The following is a 23,064-nucleotide window of genomic DNA, read 5'->3' as shown; positions in this document are numbered from 1 at the left end:
TCAGAGGTGTTGGCTATGTTTTATGAAGAACTTGAGTTTTTGTTCGTTCCCATTGACATGCCTGTGAACGATTCTACCTGTTTCATCAGTTTCTCTCGTGCGTTTTTGTTTCTCATCAAGTATGCCGCACCGGCACCGAGCGCTGTAAGAGCCCATTTTCCATTCACATATATTCCTCCTCATTCACAATAGTTTCGATCAATGATTATTTTCCCCTATTTCGATCATCTTATCCTAAGCGAAAGTAAAAAAGTTGTGGAGATTTGCGAACTCATAGACATTGCGTGCATGGTAAGATTATAATTAAAATAGATGAAAATTTGAATTTTGGGAGGCAATTATGTTTAGAAATAAATTGAACTTATTCACAATATTTCTAGTGATTTTATTATTATTATCAAGTTGCGGGAGTAAAGACGCTAGTGGCCCTAAAACAAATGAAAACAGGCTAGTCTATGCATCAGAATCAGAATTTGACGGACTGAATCCAATTCTCGAGGAGACGAATCTCGATGCATTGCTATTTCGCGGATTAATGCGTTTTAATGAGAAAAATGAACCCATTACTGATATTGCAGATTCAATTGATATCTCAGATGACGGCCTGTTATATACGATTAAATTAAAAAAAGGTATCAAGTTTCACGACGGTGAGGAACTTACAGCTGAAGATGTGATTTTCACGATTGAAAGCATTTTGGATGATAAAAATGCATCATTTTTGAAGTCGGACTTTACGGAAGTGGATTCGATAATAAAATTGGCTGATTACGAACTCAAGTTAAAACTAAAACATCAATTCACGCCGATACTGGATAAGCTGACGGTGCCGATTCTTCCGAAGCATGCATTCGAAGGAAAAGAGATGCGAACGGCTGAATTTAATAGCCAACCTATTGGCGCTGGTCCATATATGTTCGATAGTTGGGACCGTGGAAACAGTCTTACGCTGAAAGCTTATCAAAACTTCCATGGAACAAAACCATCAATTGAAAAGGTGATTTTTAAATTTATTCTAGATAGTAATGTTCGTGCATTGCAGTTGAAATCCGGCGAAGTTGATATCGCGCTATTGGATCCTGTGCAAGTAGCAGAAATGGAAAAGGTGGAAAGTCTTAAGATTTACGATGTCGATTCAGCCGATTACCGTGCTGTTTTATTTAATATGAACAAAGACCTTTGGAAAGATACAGATGTCAGGCGTGCATTTAGTTATGCGACAGACCGTGCCCAAATCGTTAACGGTATTTTAAAAGGTTTCGGAACCGAAGCCTATTCACCGCTTCAAAAACATGCTTTTAAAAATGAACAAATCGAGAAGTATGAATATAATGTCGAAAAAGCTAAACAGTTGCTTGACGAAGCAGGCTGGAAAGAAACCAATGACGGTTTCCGTTATAAAAACGGGGAAAAACTGGCGTTTACGATTACTTCGCCTGCCTCGGATGCAGTGCGTGTGAACATGGCAAACTATGTCGCGGAAGGATTTAAGAAAATCGGTGCGGATGTGAAAGTCGCTGCGCTTGATTGGAGCGCTATCACTATTGAAGATGCAGATGCATTTATGATTGGCTGGGGAAGTCCTTATGACGCCGACCATCACACGCATATTTTATTCCACTCAGAGGAATCAAGTTTGACGAGCACGGGTTATAACTACGGAAGTTATTCAAATCCAAAAGTTGATAAACTTCTTGAACAAGGCCGTTTGGAGATGAATCCTGAAAATCGCCGAAAGATATATATGGCGTTTCAAGAAGAGCTTGCGGAAGATCCACCTTATGACTTCATCGCCTATGTAAATGCCGTTTATGGCATTAATAAAAATATCGGCGGCGTGAAAGAACGAGTTCTTGGCCATCACGGTTCGGGTTTCCTTTGGAATGTCGAGGAGTGGACGTGGAATGACCGTTAAATGGATTGGGAAGCGGATGATGATGGGGTTAGGTGTTCTCCTTGTCGTCAGCTTCCTTTCTTTTTTTATCATGCATGCCGCGCCAGGTGACCCTGCGACAGCGTTTTACGGTGGCAATGCACAAACATTGAACACGGCTGAAAAGGAAAGAATCAGTCGTGTTTTTTCACTTGATCGTCCCCTTACTGCACAGTATGGCTCGTGGCTCGTTGAAACGTTGAAAGGAAATTTAGGGATTTCCTATAAAGAAGGCCGACCTGTCACAACCATTCTGCTGGAACGGTTGCCGAATACATTGCTGCTTTTTGGCGTAACGATGTTTTTCATCATTGTCGGTTCAACTTGGCTCGGTATAATAGCGGGGATGAAAGCAGGATCTATTTGGGATAGGGGTTTATCAACCATAAGCATCGCAACGTCTTCAATCCCTGCTTTTTGGCTCGGCATTTTATTTATTTCATTTTTCGCTGTTAAACTCGGTGTGCTTCCTTCATCGGGAACAGGGGATATTGGAGGCGAAGGTGGCTTTTGGGATAAACTGCGCTATCTCATTTTACCGGCAACCGTTATTATCGTCACTCATGTAGGCATTTACGCCCGTTTTCTGCAAGAAAGCATTAAAGAAGAAAATCGTAAATACTATGCGACTGTCGCACGTGCTAATGGGGTAAAGGAACAGGTAATTCGAAAGGGCATATTACGTAATGCTTCCTTTCCATACTTGAATTATATTGGAATGACGATTCCTTCATTCTTTGGAGGGTCGATTATCGTTGAATCCCTTTTTTCATGGAATGGACTTGGGCAGTTAACGGTTAAATCTGTCGTTACGAAAGACTTTCCACTTCTAATGGGCAGCATTATTTTTATTGGCATGCTCGTGGTTATTAGTCTCTTTATCATCGATCTTATTATGTATTCATTGAACCCCAAGCTTCGAACAGGGGGCGTACAGTAAATGAAATCTCGAAAAATGTTTATTTTTTGGAGCATTATCCTTGGAATTATTGTATTATCAACTGTTTTTTCTGGTATTCTCGCACCTTATGAACCGAACGATATGAATCTTGATGAAGTCTATTTATCTCCGGGGGACGGTCACTTATTAGGCACGGATCATCTTGGGCGTGATGTTTTTTCTCGTTTGTTGGAAGGCGGTAAAGTCACGCTTACGGTCGCGACTTTATCTGTACTATTCTCGCTACTGCTTGGTGTGTTATACGGTGGACTTAGTGGTTATGTTGGCGGATTTGTCGATACTACGATGATGCGGCTTCTAGAAGTATTCATTACAATCCCGTCACTTGTCATCATCCTCGCATTTCAAGCATTTATGCAAGGCGGCATGTGGAGTATGGCGCTAATTATCGGGATAACCGGTTGGCTGACGACTGCACGGATTGTCCGTTCCGAATTCATGCGGTTAAAAGACGCTGAATTTGTTCAAATGGCCAAAATGTTCGGCACGCCGATTTGGAAAATCATTTTCGGTCATTTACTTCGAAACAGTGTCTCCGCAATATTTGTCGTAACCTTGTTTAACTTCGCCGGTGCAATCTTTATTGAGGTATCGTTAAGCTTTCTCGGCATCGGTGTTCCACCAGCTATTCCGTCATGGGGAAATATGTTGTACTACGCGCAAAATGATATATTAATTGGCGCTTGGTGGATTGGGTTGTTTCCAGGAATTCTAATTTTTGTTACAATCCTAGCGATTAACTTCATAGGGGAAGGTTTGAAAGACCCGGAACGGAGGCGATTTGGTGCTTGAAGTAAATCAGCTGTCAATTGAAATCAACGGAAAGAGAATTGTCGAAGCGAGTTCGTTTTTTGTTCCACGTGGAAGAATAACATCGATAATTGGCGAAAGCGGCAGTGGGAAAAGCATGACCATTGCCGCACTGCTAGATATCTTACCCGCAGGATCAGAAGCGACGGGACAAGCCTTGTTTGCCGATAAAGATTTGCTAACGATGTCGAATAAAGAACTGTCAACGATACGGGGGTCTCAGCTATTCACGATCTTTCAAGACGCAGCCAATAGTTTTAATCCTTCTATAAAAATGGGAAAGCAATTATACGAGTTTTCGGGTAGGAAGATGAAACACAGCGTTGCGGAATTTCAAGAGAAGATGGACGAAATATTGAACGACCTTGGATTACCAAAAGAAATCATGGAACAGTACTCATTTGAATTATCGGGCGGGATGTTGCAACGATGCATGATTGCATGTGCACTATACGTCGAACCGAAGTTACTAATCGCCGACGAGCCGACATCGGCCCTCGACACAGTTTTACAAAAAGAATTCATCGAGCTATTGAAAGAGCTAAATAAAAAACATGGGACGACCATTCTTTTAATCACGCATGATTTAGACATCGTTTCGGAAGTTTCCGATGAAATGGTTGTCATGCATAAAGGGAAAGTCGTCGAAACTGGCAGTGTAACGGAAATATTTGAACGACCAAAAAATGGGTATACAATACGATTGTTGGAAAGTCGATTCTGAGAAAGCGAGGAGAAGCCATTGCTGACAGTGGAAAATGTTTCAAAAACATATCGAGGTCATGGCAATACGAAACAGGCTCTCAAGGGTGTCGATTTAATGGTTGGCAATGGCGAAATCGTTGGGCTCGTCGGTGAAAGTGGAAGCGGAAAGAGTACGCTAGCGCGAATCATTATGCAGTTGGAAAAACGGGACAACGGATCCATATTTTTGAATGAAGAGCCCGCGATAAAGTCCAAAGCTTTTTACACAGAATGCCAACTCATTTTCCAAAACGCATCAGTAGCGCTTAATCCATCGTGGACTGTTCGAGAAATTTTGCTGGAGCCACTTCGAAAAATGAAAGAAGACCGCGGTGCATATATCCTGAACATGCTTGAAAAAGTTAAATTGACAAAAGAGCATTTAAACAAACTCCCTTCTGAACTAAGTGGCGGCGAAAGACAACGGGTGAACTTGCTCAGATCGATTCTCGTTCGCCCAAAACTATTAATATGCGACGAAATCGTCTCCAACCTCGACCGACTCATTCAAAAAGAAATTATTGATTTATTAATCGACATTAACCGAGAAACCGGCATGGCGATTCTGTTCATCGCACATGATTTAAAAGTGGTGACTTATATGTGTGACCGAATTTACGTCATGAAAAACGGAGAAATCATTGATGAAAGTTCGAAAGTGAATGATAAATTCACCTTTTCACATCCGTATTCAAATAAACTTTTTCAGGCGATGTTAGGCAAGCAAAATAATGGATTGAACTGAAAGCCTGGAGAATATTCTCTAGGCTTTTTTTAGTGTTCGGTTAGAATTAAGTTAAGACCTGAGGGAGGGCGATAAGATGATGGATTACTTTGAGCGGGTTCTAAGATCCAAAGATTTAGAAGTGTGGGATATTCGATTTGGAAACGATATTTATCGAATGATTATTTTAGATGAAAATCGTCAAGCGAAAACTGAAGATTTGAACTTACCTCATGGAACAGAAATTAGTGAGGATGAGTTAAGAACAAACTTAATAACTGTGAAAGTTTATTCGGAAAACAGGGTGAAAGATGAACATATTGAACCTTTAGATCAATTTGCGAAACAGCTGACAGACCATGTTGCATTAGCGCATTGTCATGTGATTGTTACTTTTCATACTGGAGCAATCGAGGATGTTTTAGAGCGTTTATTAATTGAAAGTTTTAATATGGAATCTGATGAAATTCCTTTAAGTAAGTTGTGGCATTTGAATCAAAACTAAAAGTTTTCTATTGGTTTAAAAGGTTTTTAGGATAAATCGGAGAAGACAACAGTATATGAAATTAACAACTTTAGAAAGGGGAGATTATACTAAGTACGAATTAAAAACAAAAGAAACCGACAAAAGTGTTATCGAATTTATTGAGAATGTCGATAGCCCCCAAAAACGTGAAGACGCTTATAAGTTGTTGGACATTTTTACAGAAACAACGGGTTTGCAGGCAAAGATGTGGGGCCCGAGTATTATCGGATTCGGTTCTTATCATTATAAATATGCATCCGGTCACGAAGGGGATGCGCCGCTAGTTGGTTTCTCGCCACGAAAAGCAAAAATTAGCTTATATTTAACGACAAATGAGAAGGTACGGGAAAATTTATTAAAGGAATTAGGAAAACATACAACAGGGAAAATGTGCGTATATGTTAATAAAGTGGCGGATATAGATGTTGAAGTGTTAAAAGAGTTTATTGTCGAGACTGTAAAATATTTGAAAGAAGTCTATCCGGACGTTGCTAAATGAAATGCGTAATTCATTTTACGACCGGTATTGCTTGGCTAGAAGGGCAACCACATTGGAAACAGGGTCTTATTCCGCATAGGGAATATGTTAGAGAGGCTTTGGCGAAGGGGATCTTAATCGCAGGTGGCCCTTTTATGGATCATACGGGCGGGTTGATTATTTTAGAAGTTGATAATTTGGAGGAGGCCAAGCGCTTTGCGGATAATGATCCGGCCGTCATTGATGGGAAGTTTGAAGCTAAAGTTTATCCGTGGGAACCGCTAGAGGGGATTTTCAACGAGTAAGAGGTTGACTATAAATTTCTTATATTAAAGGATTCTGAGGCACTAATCTCGAATCCTTTTTTATTCGCAAAAATTTAAGGAGAGATAATGTAATGGGTTATGTCAGGGAATTACGTAAATTAGTTGGAAATCGACCGCTTATTTTACCGGGGGCAGTTGTGATTATACTAAACGAACAGAATGAAATTCTTCTACAGCATAGATCAGACGGCGGGTGGGGGCTACCTGGTGGGATAATGGAACTTGGAGAAAGTATGGAGGAAACGGGCAGGCGTGAGGTGCAAGAAGAAACAGGACTTAAGGTAGGAGAGTTGGAGCTCATGGGCATATTCTCCGGTGAGGATTATTTTCTTAAAGTAGCAAATGGTGATGAATTGTATTCTGTTACGGCTGTTTATGCAACACGGGATGTAACAGGGGATATTGTAATTGACGGGGTTGAATCCCTGGATGTTCAGTACTTTCCGCTTGCAGCACTTCCGGAAAATTTGGCGTCTGGGTCTAGAAGTTATATTGAGCCGTACTTGTCTAAATTAAAGGATTGGTAAATAACTTTTATAAAGGGGAAATGTAGCATGGAAGTGAATGGGATAAATCCTACTATAAATTCAACGGCAACAAAGCCATTTTATCGTTCGCCAATTGGCGTGATTTTTGATAAATTCGCCAGATATAAGGATGTTTCATTGGTGTACGGGGAACCGATTGAACTTGAAAATAAAAAAGTACTTCCTGTAGCAAAAGTCGATTATTATGTAGGTGGCGGTGGCGGTTATTCTGGTGAAAGTAAAAACTCATCAGCAACGCAAGGAGAAGGAGGCGGGGGGTATATTTCTGTTAAACCTTTAGGGGTTTATGAGATTACTTCCGACAAAGTAAAGTTTAAACCTGTAATTGATATGAAATTTATTCTGGCGATTATTACTTTACTTACGTTGGGATTAACACTATTAATGAGGCTTGGTAAAAAGAAATAGGTTGCTGACAATTGGGATCGTTTAAGTGAATTGTTTTCTGATCTATGAAATACATAATAACGAGTGGTAAGGAAGTTGAAACAAATGACGATTACAATAACACCTCCAATTGATATAGAGGAACTTGCCTTTTTTTTAGCAGAGGCGAACAAAGTACCGAGTAAACATATTGGCTATTGCGGTAGCGATAAAGAATCGATTTTACATGACTTGACGCATGACTTTTCGGATTTAGATTTAGCTAAATCTTTTACAGTTGCGTATGAAAACGAGATAATTATAGGTGCAATGGGCTTGGACATTGATGAAGATGACTTAAGCGCAGAGGTATGGGGTCCATTTTTGAGAGGTGAAAGCATGATTGTTCTTGCAGAAAATCTCTTTAAAAAGGTACTTTCTTATTCAGATTCAGAGATTTCCTTAAGGAAGTTCTTCTTTTTTCTAAACCAGGAAAATAAAATCGGGAAAGAATTTGTTTTGAATCTTGGTGGAATCGAAAAGGGAAACCATTATATCTTACAAGCAAAACGTGATGGATTTAAAGAATCTAATCATAAAGAAATTGAAAAATATGAGACAGGTTTTGAAGGTTCTTTTTCAAAAATTCACCAATTAGAGTTTCCAACGACATATTATAATGCGAAGAATATCATAAGTCGTTTAAATGAACATAATCAATTGTTAATAATAAAAAATGATAGTACAGAAATTAAAGGATATGTCTATGTAGAAGCCGAACCAGAGCAGGGGCAAGGTTCGATTGAATATGTTGCGGTTTCTGATAAATTTAGAAAACAAGGGATCGGGACAAAGCTGATTCAATCTGCTTTAAACCATCTATTTTCATATGAATCGATCAAGGGTGTTACGCTCTCAGTTGAGAAAGAAAATGAAAAAGCGATTCATCTTTATGAAGCAGCGGGGTTTAATAGAAAGCATGAACTTATCGATTTGAGAATGGAGAGAACACCGTGCAACTAACAATCAAAGCAACGGGTGAAAACGTGAAAGTCATTTCACATTTACTCGCTAAAAATCCCGATAATATTTACGAGAGAAAAAACAAGGGGCACTTCATTCGCCTATTTTATAGTACATTTACTGAAACGGAACTGGAGGTTACGATTTTTGTAACGCCTGATCCGTTGGCGCTAATCAAACATTCGTCGAATATATACGATATCGTGCATTATATTAACGACCGTGAATTTGCGGTAAGTAGTATTTTTACGTCACTTATACGATCTGCATTGGGAACAGCTTTGAATGGTCAGCCAAAAGAGGAATATATTGAATGGGTAGATCATCCGTTTTCATTTGAATTCAGCTTTGGTCCAGTTGTTTCAGACTTATCTGACGCGGAAATTCAAGGTCTTTTTGAACCGCTTGGCTACCGAGTAGACATCGAATATGGTGAAACAGATTATTCATTTCAGTTAAAAACTAGAAGTTCAGCTCGTTTCTTAATGATTTCTGGGACAGTTACACTCCAAAAAGCACTTCAACAACTATATGTACTTATTCCAGTTATGGATAATTATAAACATTACTTTATTGACGAAGCTGAAATTGAAAAGATTAAACGCTACGGGGATGGGTGGCTCGATGACCATCCGGAAAGAGAGTTTATCATTCGAAAAGCGCTTCGATTCAAAGAACTCTATAGCCAGATGGAAGAGAATATAGCGGAAGAAAAGTCACCCAAATCACCACGTCTGAATGAACTGCGTTACGATAAAATTATTGAAACAATAAACGATTTACCTTCTAAAAAATCGGTTGTTGATTTCGGTTCTGGTGAGGGGAAATTATCTGCTAGGTTAGGGTTTGTAGATGGCGTCCAGGAAATACTGGCGGTTGAACCATCGGAAAGAGAAACATTGAAAGCTGTAAAACGATTTGAAAAGATAAAAAGTAAAGAAGGATTCGTTGAACCGAAAACGATTTGGGGATCGTTATTTTATTATGATGAAAGGTTAGAGGATAAAGATGTCATCATTTTATGTGAAGTAATTGAACATATCGACGAAGAGCGACTGGCGAAAGCAATGCGTTTAATCGTTGATGACTATAAACCGCAAACCCTTATTATCACGACGCCAAATCAAGAATATAATTCGGTCTATGAAATGACGGATGCGAAACGGCATTTCGATCATCGGTTTGAATGGACAAGGGAAGAGTTTGAGAAGTCTTGCGCAGATTGGAATCGTTTAGGAAGCTATAAACTCGAGTTTGAAGGCATCGGAGAAGTGCATGAAGTGTATGGTCATCCAACACAAATGTGCAAGTTTGTCAGGAAGGGGGATGCATCATGAGAATTACGATTCCTTATTCCGGACTTGTTTTGCTTGTCGGTGCTTCCAATAGCGGTAAATCAACATTATTGAATAAGTGGATTGAAGAAGAGAAAATACTGTCTTCCGAAGTCATTAGTTCGGACGACTATCGGGAAATTGTTGGAGATACGAATTACATTAGTTGGGCGAATCGGCCGAAAGATGAAGCGGATGGTCTTTACGATGAATATCAGGCTATTTCCAAAGAAGCTTTCAATATGATGGACAATGTTGTCGAGGCAAGATGCCGTTTGAATAAAGTAACGTTTATCGATGCAACTCATTTGCACCCCGATGACCGAAAAAAATACGTTAAATTAGCCGAGAAACACAATGTCCCAGCGGTGGCGATTTTTATGGACGTAGCGCAAAGCGTCTTACTCGAACGGAATGCCGGGCGCGAAAATCCAAGAGAAACAAGACGCGTGAAGCAACAATTTCAAACGCTTAAGAGAGAAAAGCGGTTTATCAAGAAAGATGGTTTTAAATCCATCTTTTTTACAGATTCAGTGGAAGCGATTGAACTGGTTAGACGGGAAAATCCGTTGATGATTGATGTTGGGCAAGGACTCGATGTGATAGGCGACATTCACGGGTGTTACGATGAGATGATTCAGCTTCTACTTAAGCTTGGATATGTGGAGAATGAGGACGGTCTTTTTATTCACCCTGAAGGCCGGCGTTTTCTATCCCTTGGCGATGTCATGAGCAGGGGACCTAAATCCCTGAAGACGATGCTGTTTATGCAGAAGCATGTTGAACAAAGACTGGCTTATATGATAGATAGTAACCACGGATGGAAGGTTGCTCGTTGGCTTGAGGGCCGTGATGTGACGATGAATCACGGTGATGAAAAAGTTGTTGCTGAATTTCTGGACTACGAAGCGCGGTACGGTGAGGATCAAACGATTGAAACGAAGCAGTTGTTAAAGGATTTTCTTATGCAGGCACCGTCTCATTACGTAATCATGCAAAATGGGGTTTCGGTTGCGGTCTGTACACACGCTGGCATTCGAGATGAATATATCGGCAAGCAGTCACTGGAAATTCAGGATTTCTGCCGATACGGTGACACGGACGGATTTAATGAGATTGGCAAACCCGTACGAAAAGATTGGACAATCCACCATGAGGGAAGTGCGGTAATTATTTGGGGACATGACCCAAAACCACAACCGCTTCTGATCAATAATACGGTCAATATTGATCAAGGTGTTGTGTTTGGCGGAAAATTGACCGCATATCGTTATCCAGAAAAAGAATTTTTGGCCGTGAAAGCTGCGAGGGATTATTCTGACGCTGCCGATAATCCATTAATCGAATGGGAAGAAAATCGACTAAATCCACCGAATATCGGGAAATTCATTAATGGCTTTTCGGTCTTGACGGAACAACTGGGCGAAGTGAAAATACATTCGGATATTGTGAAATCGGCAATTGACACCGTTTCCCATTACGCGCTTCCACTAGAGCAATTGGTTTACATTCCACCGACAATGAGCCCGACGCCTGTCACCTCGTCGGAACCTGACTATTTGGAACATCCGAAAGAAGCAATCGCCTATTATAGGAGCCACGGCGTTCATACGATGATTGCTGAGAAAAAACATATGGGCAGTCGAGCGGTTTTGTTAGTATTCATGGACGTGGAATCAGCGAAACATACGATTGGTTCTGAGGTGTTGGGTGCTATTTATACAAGAACGGGAAGGCGTTTCTTCGATGAAGAGACAGAAACTGAAATCCTATCGAGGCTAAATGAAGAACTTACCTCTAAAAGCTATTTCGAAAAACATGAGACGAATTATGTTCTACTGGATGCAGAAATCATGCCTTGGAATTTAAAGGCGAAGGCGTTAATCAGTGAGCAATATGCGCACGTCTCGGAAAATGCCATTCTTGATCGCATGAAGTTAAAAGAAAAGTTGGTATCCGCAGCTGAAAAGAATGAGGACTTGACGCGTTTTTTAGTAGAAAACGAAGAGAAACTTGAACATGCCCAGACCTTCAAAGAAGTGTTTCAAAAGTATTGTTGGGACGCGGAAGAAACAGTCGATATTCAAATCGCCCCGTTCCATGTATTAGCCCATAGCGGTGAAACTTTTTTTGAAAAGCCTCATGTGTGGCATATGGAAATGAATAAAGAATTTGCGGAAGGATCCTCTCTGTTTGTTGAGACAGCATACAAGGTCATTTCAGATGAAAGTAGCGAACAGGAAGTTATCGCCTGGTGGCAAGAAATGACTGAGGATGGACACGAAGGGATCGTGATCAAACCGGAGTTCTTCATTGCTCGAAGCAAAGGAAAATTGTTACAGCCAGCGATCAAGGTTAGAGGGAGAAAATACTTGAATATTATATACGGAATGGATTATTTAATCCCGGAAAATCTTGAGCGCTTGAAAAAGCGGAGCGCTGGAAAAAAACAAAAACTGGCACTTAGGGAATTTGCTTTAGGTATTGAAGGGGTCCAAAGATTTGTCGACGGTGAGTCCCTAGAACGAGTCCATGAATGCGTTCTTGCTACATTGGCATTGGAATCAGATCCAGTTGATCCTAGATTATAATGAAAACAGCCGTAAACTCAAATGAGTATGCGGCTGTTTTTAGTTTTGAATTCTATGAAGAGTGATGACGAGATGGTATAATGATATACTTCTGTGCGTTTATTAAACAAAAAACAATCGCCTACGTGATTGTTTTTCTGATAAAGGAGTTGTCGACTATGGAAACATTAAAAGGATCTAAACGCTTACGATTTGCGATTCTCTTGGGAACGTTAGCTGCAATGGGTCCGTTCACAATTGATATGTATTTACCATCATTTCCAACGATTGTTGAAGCATTTGATACGACGGCATCCTTTGTACAAGTGAGTTTAACTGCGACTCTTTTAGGAATTGGTTTAGGTCAACTCATCCTTGGACCAATGAGTGATGTGCATGGCCGTAAAAAACCATTGCTAATTGCGCTGGTTGTGTATTTTATCGCGTCGTTATTATGTGTTTTTTCACCGAGTATCGGATTTTTTATCGCTGCTCGTTTTATACAAGGATTTGCTGCGTCTTCAGGAATCGTTATTTCAAGAGCGATTGTTCGGGATCTATATAGCGGAAGGGAATTGACGAAGTTTTTCGCTCTTCTCATGCTTATTTTTAATTTAGCGCCAATCCTAGCGCCTGTCTTTGGCGGGGCCGTTCTGTCGTTTACGGATTGGAAAGGAATATTTGCGGTATTGAGCGTGATTGGCTTATTACTATTTGCGGTCGTCATGTGGAGAATGGACGAGACATTGCCGGCACAGTCTCGTGTGCCTAGTAATTTTTCAAATACACTTAAGAACTTTTTATCATTATTGAAAAACCGAGAGTTTATGGGTTATGCGCTAGCGCAAGGATTCATCATGGCCGGAATTTTTGCGTATGTTGCTGGTACGCCATTTGTTTACCAAAACATTTACGAGGTTTCGCCGCAAATGTTTAGTTTGTTATTTGGAATGAATGGAATCGGGCTTATTATCGGAACGCATACCGTTGGACGGCTAACAGGCGTATTAACGGAAAAACAAATTTTGGAAAGCGGTTTGTTGCTATCTATTATCTCAGGAGCGGTGTTACTCATTGTTGTATTGGTAAATGGTCCACTTCTAGCTATTGTTATTCCGATATTCTTTTTCGTGATGTCCATTGCTGTTATTTCCACGTCATCCTTTTCATTGGCCATGGAGTCACAAGGACATATTGCAGGGAGTGCATCGGCTTTACTCGGCTTATTGCCTTTCATTTTAGGGGCAATTACAGCACCGCTTGTTGGAATCGCGGGTGAAGAAACGGCAATCCCAATGGGTGCCATTATCTTTGTATCAGCATTGATCGCTGTTCTATCGTATTGGGGCCTTGCGAGAACTAAAAAAGAAGTAATATAGAATGTGAAACGCTGCTACTAAGAGCGTTTCACGTTTTTTATTGTTTTAAGTGAATTTCGATAGGTTGAAAGTCCCGACTTGCAAGCAAAAATGTTTAAGTGCAAGGAAATTCTTGATGAATGCAACCAAACAGGCTAAGCGTGCAAGGAAATCCCTAATGACTGCAAGCAAACTCTAAAACAGAGGGAATTTCATTGAAACTATGTGATAGCGATAAATGGGGCGACGGTTGACACAAAATGAAAAGCTTTCACATGCCATTCGGCACGTGAAAGCTTTTTCCGTTGGTTAAAATAATATAAAATCACGAACTGTAGAATCGGAGCTAAGTTGTGCCTTCCGTAAAAAATTCACTTTGGAATATGGAAACTAACAGTCGTACCGGAATCTACTTCGCTTTTGATCGTCAATCCGTTACCGTACAGCTTTTTTAATCGTCGATTTGTATTGGATATGCCAACACCACCGATATGACTTGGGTGTTCGCTAAGAATCTGTAATACTTTTTCCTGACTCATACCGACACCGTCATCAGTAATGGCCAGTTCATAATACTCCTTTTGGCTGGTTATTTGTATGCAAACTGTACCTCCATTTCTTTGTTTTAGAACGCCATGTCGAACGGCATTTTCAACAATCGTTTGGAGGGATAACGGTGGGATTTGAAAGTTTAATTTATCTTCTAACTGCCATTTAACCCGCAATTTTTCCCCGAATCGTTCTTTTTCTATAAATAGATACGAGCGTATTAAGTCGAGCTCGTGATCGAGCGGAATAACGGATTCTGTGTTGTGTGTATCGAAGCTTCTCCTTAAGTAATTTGAGAATTCATCGAGTAATTTGCGCATTCTATTTGTATCTATTTCACCTAAAGCGGCGATAGTGTTTAAAGTGTTAAATAAGAAATGCGGCTGTATTTGGGCTTGAAGCCATGCAGCTTCCAATCGAAATTGCTCATTAATCGATTGCTTTAATGTCGTTAAAGCTTTTACGCGCGCTTTCAATTCTATCGCATCCATTGGCTTTGACACATAATCATTGGCACCTACAAGGAATCCAGTATAGATATCCTCAACCTGATGCCGGGCAGTTAATAGTAAAACGGGTAATTCAGAAATGGTGAATTGCTTGCGAATGGTTTTTGTTAATTCATAACCGGACATTTTTGGCATCATTACATCAGAAATGACTAGATCCCATTCGACTCGATTAATATGTGTTAGGGCCTCTTCTGCACTTGTTGCCGTCTCAATGTTGTAATCAGTAGCCAGTAGATTTCCTAAGATTCTAAGGTTTACTGGATTATCGTCAACAATTAAGACCATTGGATTTTTCAAGTCTATCTTCATTAATTCATCCTGATGCAGATGGTGCTTACTGTCCTCCATTGGACTCAAAGTTTCATCGAGGCTCATGGTGGCCGCAATTTCCACTTCTCTATTAGACTTTATGCTAGATTTCTCAGCTAATGGAATTGTAAATGAGAAAATAGAACCTTTGCCAAGTACAGACTCAACAAAAATTTCTCCGCCATGTAATTCGACCAATTGCCGACAAATATTCAATCCTAGTCCGATGCCGCTTCCATTGGATGTTGTACTAGAATTCTCCTGTCGATATGGTTGGAAAATGACCTGTTGAAACTTTTCATCCATCCCAATTCCAGTATCCGTGACCCTGATCATTGCCATGTCAGCATTGTGTGTGGCACTTATTGTAATAATCCCCTCATCCGTAAATTTAACCGCATTATGGATCAAATTGAATAATATTTGTATCAGTCGGTTCTTATCCGCAGTTATTTCAGGGAATGATGAAGGGATTGTTACATTCAACTGTAAGTTTTTCTCGACCGTCATATAGCGAACCATATCCAGTACTCCCGTAGTCACTGCATATAATTTCACACTTTTTTTATCTAGGCGAATCTGTTGATCCTTTAGACGTGTAATGTCCAGAATGTCATTAAGCGTAAATGACATCTGCTTACCTAGTCGAACGAGTAGCTCCAAGTTTTCCTGATTCTTTTTTGTTAGTGACGCTTCTTTATCATTCAAAACCGTTTCCGTAATATTAATAATTCCGTGAAGTGGGTTCCGTAACTCATGGGAAGTATTGGCCAAAAAGTCATCTTTCATCTTATCGGCTCTTTGTAACTCCATTGTTTGTTTCGCATTCAGACTCATGACACGAAAATGGCGTATAAATAAAAATCCGGAAAATGCTGCAATTGCTAGTAGATAATCAAACGGGTAATAAGGAATCTCAATCATGTTGGCATTAATTGCAATACCCCATAAAACATTAAAGAGATTAATAACATTCGCAAGAAGTATGAAAATAGCATCTGTATTTCCTTTTTTTATAAGTCTTACCACATGTACAAAGATAAATGAATAGGAAAATGCATTTAATAGCATGATACTATTGCCGACAAATTCAATGTACTGAAATGGTAATATGAACAACGAAACACTTAAGATTCCATACAAAGTAAATAACACTCGAAAATGGGAACTGTTTATCGTGAAAGCGTGTTTGATAAACTTCAAAACAAAATAGACTGTGCCGGCAAATGATACGTATAATAATTTAAAAGCCCATTTTGCATCAATGGGGAATAAACCAAGTAATAGTTTATCTTCATCAACGAGTATTGAGAAAGCAGCAAATATCAGTAGTAAAGAAAAATAAAGAAGTTCTTTTTGAGGTTTGTTTTTGCTGGCCAAATATAAACCGCCAGCATAGAAACTATGTACAATTAGAATACTTGCGACTAGTACCTGTAGCAATTGTGAAAAGTTGACCGATTGTTCAATAGCTTTTCCAGTACCGAAATTGATAGATTTCGTAATACCGCCAACATGCGGTGTTTCGTAATTCGCGACTTCAATTACCAAGTCTATCTCTTTGTTATCTGTATGAAAAAGGGTTTTATATGTACCTAATTTACTTTTGTAGTCCTTGGCAGACGTAGATGGTTGACCAATTTCGCTAATGAGCACGCCATCTACATAAATACGAGCGGATGACGAAATATCCTGGATACGTATGCCGTAATACTGACTATCTTGCTTAGGAAGTAGAATTTTTAACTTGTATGTCCCATAATTCACTGGTGTATCATCAATCGAGGCTTCATCCCAGTTTCCCGGTAGAGAAATATCCTGTACTTGATCAGTTTCTGATGGTTCCTTGAAGTTAGGCGTTAATAACTGGTTAGGATAAAATATCCACTCCCCGTCTAATTTAAGTGTTTTTTTGTCATTCACTTCATAATTCCTTAAATCAATTACCCCTTTTTCCGCAATTGGATGTACGGGTGTTTTGTAGTGGATTATCCAAATAATTCGAAAGCCGGTAAGTAATAGTAACACTAAACTAATCAGTAGAAAGAGCTTCCTTTTAGATACGGATTTAGTATTTGCCATCATTGATTTCAGTCCTTCAGCATTTTTGAAAAAGATTTAGAGTTGTCTATAATACTACCACAAAAGGGTAATGTTTTAGGTGTGAGGAAGAAGGTGAAGGCACACGTATGCACGAAGATTCGGGGAGTTGGCGGGAATTGAAGTCAAGTCGAATAATAATTGGGACTGCCTAATAGTGGTGGTCTTTTTATAATCGTAAGTATTTTGAAACTTTCTTCGACGTTAGACGTATAACAGCGTATACTTATTTAAAACGCATGTTTAGTTGTGTGAAAGGAGTTGTATGATTAGTTGATCAAGAAGTTATGGTTTCAAGTCGGTATTGGTATTTTACTCGCAATTCTTATTATCCGTTACTTTTTAGACATCAAAGGAATTTTTTCACCTATCTTCATTATCGGGAAAACGATTTTCCTGCCGCTACTGCTTGGAGGCGTTCTCTACTATATGACTGAACCGATTCAGCGATTTCTTGAGAACAGAAAATTTCCTAGATGGGCAAGTATTTTAACGATATTTGCAGGTCTCATCGGGGTCATATGGATTTTTGCAGCGATTATCGGCCCGCCGGTTACGAAACAGGTGAATGAATTAGTTGAGAACTCACCTACGATCACCGCAGAAATTAATGAAATGACAAATTATGTTTTAAAGCAAAAACATGAACTGCCTAAAAATCTAGAAGAATCGATAGATAGTGCAGCAGCCTCAATCCAATCGATTGCGGTAAAGTTTGGGAAATGGATTGTCCAATTCATTCAATCATTTCTGCAAGCGATGTTCTTATTAGTGCTTGTGCCGTTTTTCTTTATATTTATGTTGAAAGATCACGAAAAATTTGCACCGTTTATCTATGGATTTTTTACGGGAAAACAAAGGCAATGGGTTAAAAAAACACTATCGGATATCGATAACGTTTTACGTTCTTATATTCAAGGTCAATTTTTAATTAGTTTTCTTTTAGCCATTCTGCTACTCATCGGATACTGGGCAATTGGTCTGAAATATGCATTATTACTTGCGATTTTTGGACTTTTTATGAACTTGATCCCGTTTATCGGTCCATGGATAGCCGTGACACCGGCTGTTATTATTGCATTCGTTCAAGATCCAACACTGGTGATTTGGGTTGGCGTAATCACAGTTGTTGCCCAACAAATTGAAAGTAACTTAATCACACCGAATGTGATGGGGAAATCGCTCGATATTCACCCGCTCACAGTCATCACAGTTATTTTGGCAGCAGGTAATATTGCAGGCTTCCTAGGTATTATCATTGCAATTCCAACGTACGCAGTCGGTAAAGCGATTGTGTCAAATATTTACGAAGCGCGGCGGGAAATACGAAAAACCGCTACGAAAACAGTTTAAAAAAAGTGCATTCCTGGAAAAAAGGGGATGCACTTTTTATATTTCAAAATATAAATGCCGATGCAAATTGCAGCCGGGATTAAAGGTTGCAGCACATATTGGGCATTCTGATTTACAGTCCAAGTATTCCGAGATAGTCAGCTCATGCCCACAAGCACCGCAAAGAATCGCTTTCTCGTTAAACTGAACTTTAGGCCACACGCTTGGCTTGCCACAACCGCTTTCCTCGTGGCAAGCGTAGCAAGGAAAGTAAGTATCACAACAATAAAACTTGATCGCAATTCGATCAATTTCTGAATAATAATGTGCGCATCGTGTTTCTTCATCAAGAACAGCGCCTTTTACCAGGTGTCCTTTAATGAGCAACGTCATTCCTCCTTAATGTATGGAAACATAAATACGGGGCAACCTTTTCAGTAAAAAAGGACTGAGTCTATGTTGACTGAATTTCCGGTGATCCACACAAATATTTGGGATGCCATTTGGGCGATTCCAGTAATCGTTGTTGCCATCATTTTGATCAAAGTGTTCTTAAAAGTCCCCTCGAGCTGGTTGTCGACCGTTGCAGTTATCATCGGACTGGCCATATCCATCTTCATCAGCCATTCAGGAAACTTGTCGGCTGGAATTTTCATGGGCTTTTTTTACGGTGGTGCAGCAATCGGTTCAATTTATTCGATGAAGGCATCATTTAGGGCATATCGCGAGGGTTAACTCTTTATTAGCGGGCAAAATCCGCATTGCATGAGGCCTGGGACATCTTTTGATAAACAACATGTTGTCCGAACGACTGTATTTAATAATGCAGCCGGCTCAAGCCCTTTTAAATAAACGGCGAATAAAGAGCGCGGTGCGATTCCTTCCCAAAGCGCTTCGTCTTTAAGTAGATTTAAATCAGCGCGTGCTTCATCAGCCGTTCCGGGATTTTCCAATAAAACATGGTAATGCCAGAGTAGAAATCCAAAGACGCTTTCCCATAATGTTAGTGACGAAATATTAGCTACAGTTCGAGTTTGACGAATGACCGCGTCGCATTGTTTCAATATATATCGAATAACTTCACTGCGCTCGTCAATTTTCACGCTTCGCCAATCCTCAGAATTTGCGAACATGCTGACGGTCAAGTTCCCAAACTCTTTTTTCGCACCAAAAGTTAGTCGCTCAATTTCTCCATCCCAAACCTCATCATACATCGCTAAATTATAAAACTGCATGGCGATGAACATACCGAATCGGCGCATGAAATAAGAAGCGGTGACTGTTTTATTGGGACTGCGACTAATCGCTAGAGTTGCAGTAAGTGCTTCCTCAGTTTGATCGCCAAGAAAGTCCGCAAGCGAAAATAGCTTGCGCTGAGGTGTATCTGTATAGATACTGTACATATTCAATTGTTTGAGTTGATCAGCTGTAAGTTTTGTCATGATTTTAGTATATCGTTTCTCAGGATAAACTAAAACTGAACTGAATTACATTGAGCGAGCGCTCAGTCTGGTATATACTATGGGTTGAACTGAATATTGCGGGGAGTGAGACTTTTTGATAAAACACCTAGATGAACAAGAAGTTATTGAGTTGATTGACAAAGAAGCAGATATTATCATCCCTATTGGCAATGGAGAACCCCATAGATTACTAGATATATTGGAAGGAAATTATTTAAAATTAGAGAATGTTACTGTGCATCAAATGTTGGCGCTTACAAAACGGAATTATATATCAGGGGAAATGAAAGGGCATCTTACGCATAAGTCCTATTTTTTAAGTGGCGCAACACGAGAGGCGTATTATGATGGACATGTTGAATTGGTTCCAAACGTCTTTCATGATGTGCCGAGACTGTTGAAAAAGACAACGAAGATGTCTATGATTATGGCGGTTGCATCGCCGATGGATGAGCATGGTTATTTTTCGTTGGGGACGGGTGCAGACTATATCGCAGAATTTATTGGCCATGTTCCATTTATGCTGGAAGTCAATGCACATATGCCAAGGACATTTGGTAAAAACCAAATTCATATTAGTCAAATTGTAGGTTATGTGGAAAATGATTTAGCATTGGCTGAAGTAAAATCACCGCCAGTGACAGAAAAAGACTTAGCGATTGCTAAGTTTGTAATAGATGAAATCGAAGACGGGGATACACTTCAAGTTGGTATTGGTTCAGTTCCAAATGCGGTCATGGCTATGTTGAAAGATCATCGAAATCTCGGTATTCATACTGAAATGCTCACTGATAGCATAGTCGATTTAGTTGCAGCAGGTGCTGTTACTGGTACAAATAAACTTACGCATAAAGGAAAAATTATTGCAACCTTTGCCTATGGAACGCAGTGCCTTTATGATTTCGTCCATCAAAATCCTGCAGTTGAATTTTTGCCAGTCAGCGAAGTGAATGATCCCCGAGAAATTGCCAAAGAAGAACGAATTGTTTCAATAAATGCCACGACAGAAATTGATCTGTACGGTCAATGTGCCTCTGAAACAGTCGCGGGACGGTATTATTCATCAACTGGTGGACAAGCTGATTTTGCGCAAGGCGTTCGCTTCGCAAAGCACGGAAAAGGATTTATTTGTATGTATTCAACCGCGAAGGACGACACAATTTCCCGTATCCAAACACAACTTACACCAGGTTCTGTCGTGACCACGTCGAAAAATGCTGTCGACAATATTGTTACGGAATATGGTATTGCAAAATTGTACGGAAAGTCACTAAAAGAACGTGCCAATGCACTTATCGATATTGCACATCCGAAATTTCGGGAAGAGTTACGATTTAATGCACAGAAATATGGCATTCTATAATGAAATTGCTGGACACTCTCAAGTTTGGGAGTGTTTTTTGTGTCGAAATGTTGTTTAGACGGCATTCGCCCAACACACATTTTTAGGCGTTCACATATATTTATAGAAGAGGTGGTGAACGTTGGAAGAGACAAAAAGTCACTATAGTCCGTTCGAAATTGAACAGCGTGAATGGAAGAAGAGGCAAAGAAATGAGCGATTCAAACAGATGCTGACGATTGCGTCACCTGTTTTTCTACTACTATTATGGGAGTTTCTGTCGAGAACAGGGTTAATTGATATTCGTTTTTTTCCGCCCCCCTCTGCCATCGTCAGCACATTTTTCTCCTTAATCGCAAGTGGTGAAATCGCAAGTCATATCGGAATTTCGATGTATCGGATTTTTGCCGGGTTTTTACTAGGTGTTATACCCGGTGTCGTCATCGGACTTTTAATGGGCCTTTATTCACCGATCAGGCATTTTGTATCGCCAATCGTGATGGCGCTCATGCCAATTCCTACACTTGCCCTGCTTCCAATCATTATTATTATTTTTGGCATCGGTGATTTATCCAAAGTGGTGACAATCGCAGGAAGTGTATTTTTCCCGGTTGTCATTAATACTGTTGCGGGTGTCATTAATATCGACAAAATTTATTTAGATGTAGCTAAAAACTATGGTGCTGGTCGGGTAAACTTTTTTATGAAAATTGCTTTACCGGGAGCGCTACCCGTTATGTTGGAAGGCATCCAAATGGGGCAGGCGATTGCGCTCTTGACGATTGTTGCAGCGGAAATGATGGGGGCAACTTCTGGAATAGGCTATCTAATCTGGACATCGTATAAAGCATTCTTATTGCAAGAAATGTACGTGGGGCTCATTCTTATCTCATTTTTTGGTTATCTGTTCTCCATCATGCTTCGTGGAATACAAAAGAAAATGTTGCCGTGGAGGTGAACAGATGCGTAATAAACCGAAAATTGAAGTCACTAATTTAACAAAAGCATTTTATAAAAAGCAAGGAAGCGTTACTGCACTTGATGACATTACGCTCACAATCAATGAAGGCGAATTTGTTTGTATTGTAGGACCAAGCGGATGTGGAAAAACGACGCTGCTACGAATATTGGCGGAGCTTGAAAATCCTAGTATTGGTGATTTCACGATTGCGACAGACAAAGAGGATCGACCGTTACAATCCATGGTATTTCAAGAAAGAGGCATTATTCCGTGGTTAACTGTAGAAGAAAATGTGGCATTTGGTCTTAAAATGCGACATATGCCGAAAAAAGTAATAAAAGAACGGACCGCTTATTATTTAAAGAAAACAGGGCTCGATAAATTTTCATCCCTTTATCCGAAAGAATTATCCGGGGGGATGAAACAGCGGGTGAGTATTGCAAGGGCTTTTGCAAACGATCCTGAAATCCTTCTGATGGATGAACCATTTGCCGCGCTCGATGAGCAGAACAAATTTATATTACAAGCGGAACTTCTATCCATTTGGGAGGAAACAGGAAAGACTGTACTTTTCATCACCCACAGTATCGACGAAGCATTACTACTCGCCGATCGAATTCTGTTAATGAGCTCCCAACCAGGGAAAATCATCCGTGAAATAAAAGTTGAAATGCCACGACCGCGAAGAATCGAGGATATTCGCGAGGACTCAACCATGGCCGCGCAGTTTGTTGAAATATGGCACCATTTGCAAGAAGAAGTTCAACGGTCAAGACGAGAAGAGGATTGAAAAGG

23 protein-coding genes are annotated in these 23,064 nt (G+C 39.9%); 19 read left to right on the top strand and 4 right to left on the bottom strand.

Annotated elements, in window-relative coordinates; translation table 11 throughout:
• Positions 1–20: 20 nt before the first annotated feature.
• A complete protein-coding gene (locus J4G36_RS12505; RefSeq protein ID WP_210470728.1) occupies positions 21–167 on the bottom strand; it encodes a hypothetical protein in 147 nt (48 codons plus the stop codon).
• 173 nt (positions 168–340) lie between these two features.
• Here J4G36_RS12505 and J4G36_RS12500 point away from each other — a divergent pair, with 173 nt between their 5' ends.
• The 14 genes from J4G36_RS12500 (at position 341) to J4G36_RS12435 (ending at position 13,722) form a co-directional block, all read left to right on the top strand.
• A complete protein-coding gene (locus J4G36_RS12500; protein WP_210470727.1) occupies positions 341–1,915 on the top strand; it encodes an ABC transporter substrate-binding protein in 1,575 nt (524 codons plus the stop codon).
• Positions 1,905–2,873, top strand: a complete 969-nt coding sequence (locus J4G36_RS12495) for an ABC transporter permease (protein ID WP_210470726.1) — start codon at positions 1,905–1,907, stop codon at positions 2,871–2,873. The genes J4G36_RS12500 and J4G36_RS12495 overlap by 11 nt, the downstream gene beginning before the upstream one ends.
• Positions 2,874–3,686: an ABC transporter permease gene (locus J4G36_RS12490; RefSeq protein WP_210470725.1), complete on the top strand. Its 813-nt coding sequence runs from the start codon at positions 2,874–2,876 to the stop codon at positions 3,684–3,686.
• Positions 3,679–4,428, top strand: coding sequence for an ABC transporter ATP-binding protein (locus J4G36_RS12485; protein ID WP_210470723.1), 750 nt, complete (start codon positions 3,679–3,681; stop codon positions 4,426–4,428). Before J4G36_RS12490 ends, J4G36_RS12485 begins: the two co-directional genes overlap by 8 nt.
• 27 nt (positions 4,429–4,455) lie before the next feature.
• Positions 4,456–5,193, top strand: a complete 738-nt coding sequence (locus J4G36_RS12480; protein WP_368668778.1) for an ABC transporter ATP-binding protein — start codon at positions 4,456–4,458, stop codon at positions 5,191–5,193.
• Positions 5,194–5,269: 76 nt separating this feature from the next.
• Entirely contained in the window at positions 5,270–5,677 is a 408-nt protein-coding gene (locus J4G36_RS12475; protein WP_210470722.1) for a hypothetical protein, read from the top strand.
• 55 nt (positions 5,678–5,732) lie between these two features.
• Positions 5,733–6,197 (top strand): DUF1801 domain-containing protein, encoded by a 465-nt coding sequence (locus J4G36_RS12470; protein WP_210470720.1) that lies wholly within the window; start codon positions 5,733–5,735, stop codon positions 6,195–6,197.
• Complete coding sequence (locus J4G36_RS12465; protein ID WP_210470713.1) at positions 6,194–6,481, top strand: YciI family protein; 288 nt, start codon at positions 6,194–6,196, stop codon at positions 6,479–6,481. The genes J4G36_RS12470 and J4G36_RS12465 overlap by 4 nt, the downstream gene beginning before the upstream one ends.
• A gap of 92 nt (positions 6,482–6,573) precedes the next feature.
• Positions 6,574–7,029 (top strand): NUDIX hydrolase, encoded by a 456-nt coding sequence (locus J4G36_RS12460; RefSeq protein WP_210470711.1) that lies wholly within the window; start codon positions 6,574–6,576, stop codon positions 7,027–7,029.
• A 27-nt stretch (positions 7,030–7,056) separates the two neighbouring features.
• Positions 7,057–7,458 carry a spore germination protein GerW family protein gene (locus J4G36_RS12455; protein ID WP_210470709.1) on the top strand — a complete coding sequence of 134 codons (402 nt, stop codon included), beginning with the start codon at positions 7,057–7,059 and terminating at the stop codon, positions 7,456–7,458.
• A gap of 84 nt (positions 7,459–7,542) precedes the next feature.
• Positions 7,543–8,439 carry a GNAT family N-acetyltransferase gene (locus tag J4G36_RS12450; RefSeq protein ID WP_210470707.1) on the top strand — a complete coding sequence of 299 codons (897 nt, stop codon included), beginning with the start codon at positions 7,543–7,545 and terminating at the stop codon, positions 8,437–8,439.
• On the top strand, positions 8,430–9,776 hold the full coding sequence (locus tag J4G36_RS12445) for a methyltransferase domain-containing protein (RefSeq protein ID WP_210470705.1): 1,347 nt from the start codon (positions 8,430–8,432) through the stop codon (positions 9,774–9,776). Before J4G36_RS12450 ends, J4G36_RS12445 begins: the two co-directional genes overlap by 10 nt.
• On the top strand, positions 9,773–12,364 hold the full coding sequence (locus J4G36_RS12440; protein WP_210470698.1) for a polynucleotide kinase-phosphatase: 2,592 nt from the start codon (positions 9,773–9,775) through the stop codon (positions 12,362–12,364). The genes J4G36_RS12445 and J4G36_RS12440 overlap by 4 nt, the downstream gene beginning before the upstream one ends.
• Before the next feature lie 158 nt (positions 12,365–12,522).
• Positions 12,523–13,722: a Bcr/CflA family multidrug efflux MFS transporter gene (locus J4G36_RS12435; RefSeq protein WP_210470696.1), complete on the top strand. Its 1,200-nt coding sequence runs from the start codon at positions 12,523–12,525 to the stop codon at positions 13,720–13,722.
• A gap of 350 nt (positions 13,723–14,072) precedes the next feature.
• Here J4G36_RS12435 and J4G36_RS12430 read toward each other — a convergent pair whose 3' ends face one another.
• Positions 14,073–17,099, bottom strand: a complete 3,027-nt coding sequence (locus tag J4G36_RS12430) for an ATP-binding protein (RefSeq protein WP_210470694.1) — start codon at positions 17,097–17,099, stop codon at positions 14,073–14,075.
• 345 nt (positions 17,100–17,444) lie between these two features.
• On the opposite strand from J4G36_RS12430, the gene J4G36_RS12425 reads away from it, so the two are divergent.
• Positions 17,445–18,524, top strand: a complete 1,080-nt coding sequence (locus tag J4G36_RS12425) for an AI-2E family transporter (protein ID WP_210470685.1) — start codon at positions 17,445–17,447, stop codon at positions 18,522–18,524.
• Between the two features lie 36 nt (positions 18,525–18,560).
• Here J4G36_RS12425 and J4G36_RS12420 read toward each other — a convergent pair whose 3' ends face one another.
• Complete coding sequence (locus tag J4G36_RS12420) at positions 18,561–18,890, bottom strand: CHY zinc finger protein (RefSeq protein WP_246880596.1); 330 nt, start codon at positions 18,888–18,890, stop codon at positions 18,561–18,563.
• Positions 18,891–18,959: 69 nt separating this feature from the next.
• Here J4G36_RS12420 and J4G36_RS12415 point away from each other — a divergent pair, with 69 nt between their 5' ends.
• On the top strand, positions 18,960–19,238 hold the full coding sequence (locus J4G36_RS12415) for a holin (RefSeq protein WP_210470682.1): 279 nt from the start codon (positions 18,960–18,962) through the stop codon (positions 19,236–19,238).
• Here J4G36_RS12415 and J4G36_RS12410 read toward each other — a convergent pair.
• Entirely contained in the window at positions 19,235–19,945 is a 711-nt protein-coding gene (locus tag J4G36_RS12410) for a hypothetical protein (protein WP_210470680.1), read from the bottom strand. The genes J4G36_RS12415 and J4G36_RS12410 overlap by 4 nt on opposite strands.
• Before the next feature lie 115 nt (positions 19,946–20,060).
• On the opposite strand from J4G36_RS12410, the gene J4G36_RS12405 reads away from it, so the two are divergent.
• The 3 genes from J4G36_RS12405 (at position 20,061) to J4G36_RS12395 (ending at position 23,059) form a co-directional block, all read left to right on the top strand.
• Positions 20,061–21,329 (top strand): acetyl-CoA hydrolase/transferase family protein, encoded by a 1,269-nt coding sequence (locus J4G36_RS12405; protein ID WP_210470677.1) that lies wholly within the window; start codon positions 20,061–20,063, stop codon positions 21,327–21,329.
• A gap of 208 nt (positions 21,330–21,537) precedes the next feature.
• A complete protein-coding gene (locus J4G36_RS12400) occupies positions 21,538–22,266 on the top strand; it encodes an ABC transporter permease (protein ID WP_246880607.1) in 729 nt (242 codons plus the stop codon).
• A gap of 4 nt (positions 22,267–22,270) precedes the next feature.
• Entirely contained in the window at positions 22,271–23,059 is a 789-nt protein-coding gene (locus J4G36_RS12395; RefSeq protein WP_210470675.1) for an ABC transporter ATP-binding protein, read from the top strand.
• The last annotated feature ends 5 nt before the right edge of the window (positions 23,060–23,064 follow it).

The organism is Sporosarcina sp. 6E9 (assembly GCF_017921835.1).
In the GTDB taxonomy this organism is placed as follows: domain Bacteria; phylum Bacillota; class Bacilli; order Bacillales_A; family Planococcaceae; genus Sporosarcina.
The sequence above is the reverse complement of the archived record's forward strand: the minus strand, read 5'-3'. Positions and strand labels throughout refer to the sequence as shown.

What these genes read in the sequence shown, in the direction of transcription:
- J4G36_RS12500 (WP_210470727.1), top strand. Translation starts at nt 341, where the DNA reads ATGTTTAGAAATAAATTGAACTTATTCACAATATTTCTAGTGATTTTA.
- J4G36_RS12495 (WP_210470726.1), top strand. Translation starts at nt 1,905, where the DNA reads ATGACCGTTAAATGGATTGGGAAGCGGATGATGATGGGGTTAGGTGTT.
- J4G36_RS12490 (WP_210470725.1), top strand. Translation starts at nt 2,874, where the DNA reads ATGAAATCTCGAAAAATGTTTATTTTTTGGAGCATTATCCTTGGAATT.
- J4G36_RS12475 (WP_210470722.1), top strand. Translation starts at nt 5,270, where the DNA reads ATGATGGATTACTTTGAGCGGGTTCTAAGATCCAAAGATTTAGAAGTG.
- J4G36_RS12470 (WP_210470720.1), top strand. Translation starts at nt 5,733, where the DNA reads ATGAAATTAACAACTTTAGAAAGGGGAGATTATACTAAGTACGAATTA.
- J4G36_RS12465 (WP_210470713.1), top strand. Translation starts at nt 6,194, where the DNA reads ATGAAATGCGTAATTCATTTTACGACCGGTATTGCTTGGCTAGAAGGG.
- J4G36_RS12460 (WP_210470711.1), top strand. Translation starts at nt 6,574, where the DNA reads ATGGGTTATGTCAGGGAATTACGTAAATTAGTTGGAAATCGACCGCTT.
- J4G36_RS12455 (WP_210470709.1), top strand. Translation starts at nt 7,057, where the DNA reads ATGGAAGTGAATGGGATAAATCCTACTATAAATTCAACGGCAACAAAG.
- J4G36_RS12450 (WP_210470707.1), top strand. Translation starts at nt 7,543, where the DNA reads ATGACGATTACAATAACACCTCCAATTGATATAGAGGAACTTGCCTTT.
- J4G36_RS12440 (WP_210470698.1), top strand. Translation starts at nt 9,773, where the DNA reads ATGAGAATTACGATTCCTTATTCCGGACTTGTTTTGCTTGTCGGTGCT.
- J4G36_RS12435 (WP_210470696.1), top strand. Translation starts at nt 12,523, where the DNA reads ATGGAAACATTAAAAGGATCTAAACGCTTACGATTTGCGATTCTCTTG.
- J4G36_RS12415 (WP_210470682.1), top strand. Translation starts at nt 18,960, where the DNA reads ATGTTGACTGAATTTCCGGTGATCCACACAAATATTTGGGATGCCATT.
- J4G36_RS12410 (WP_210470680.1), bottom strand. Translation starts at nt 19,945, where the DNA reads ATGACAAAACTTACAGCTGATCAACTCAAACAATTGAATATGTACAGT.
- J4G36_RS12400 (WP_246880607.1), top strand. Translation starts at nt 21,538, where the DNA reads ATGCTGACGATTGCGTCACCTGTTTTTCTACTACTATTATGGGAGTTT.
- J4G36_RS12395 (WP_210470675.1), top strand. Translation starts at nt 22,271, where the DNA reads ATGCGTAATAAACCGAAAATTGAAGTCACTAATTTAACAAAAGCATTT.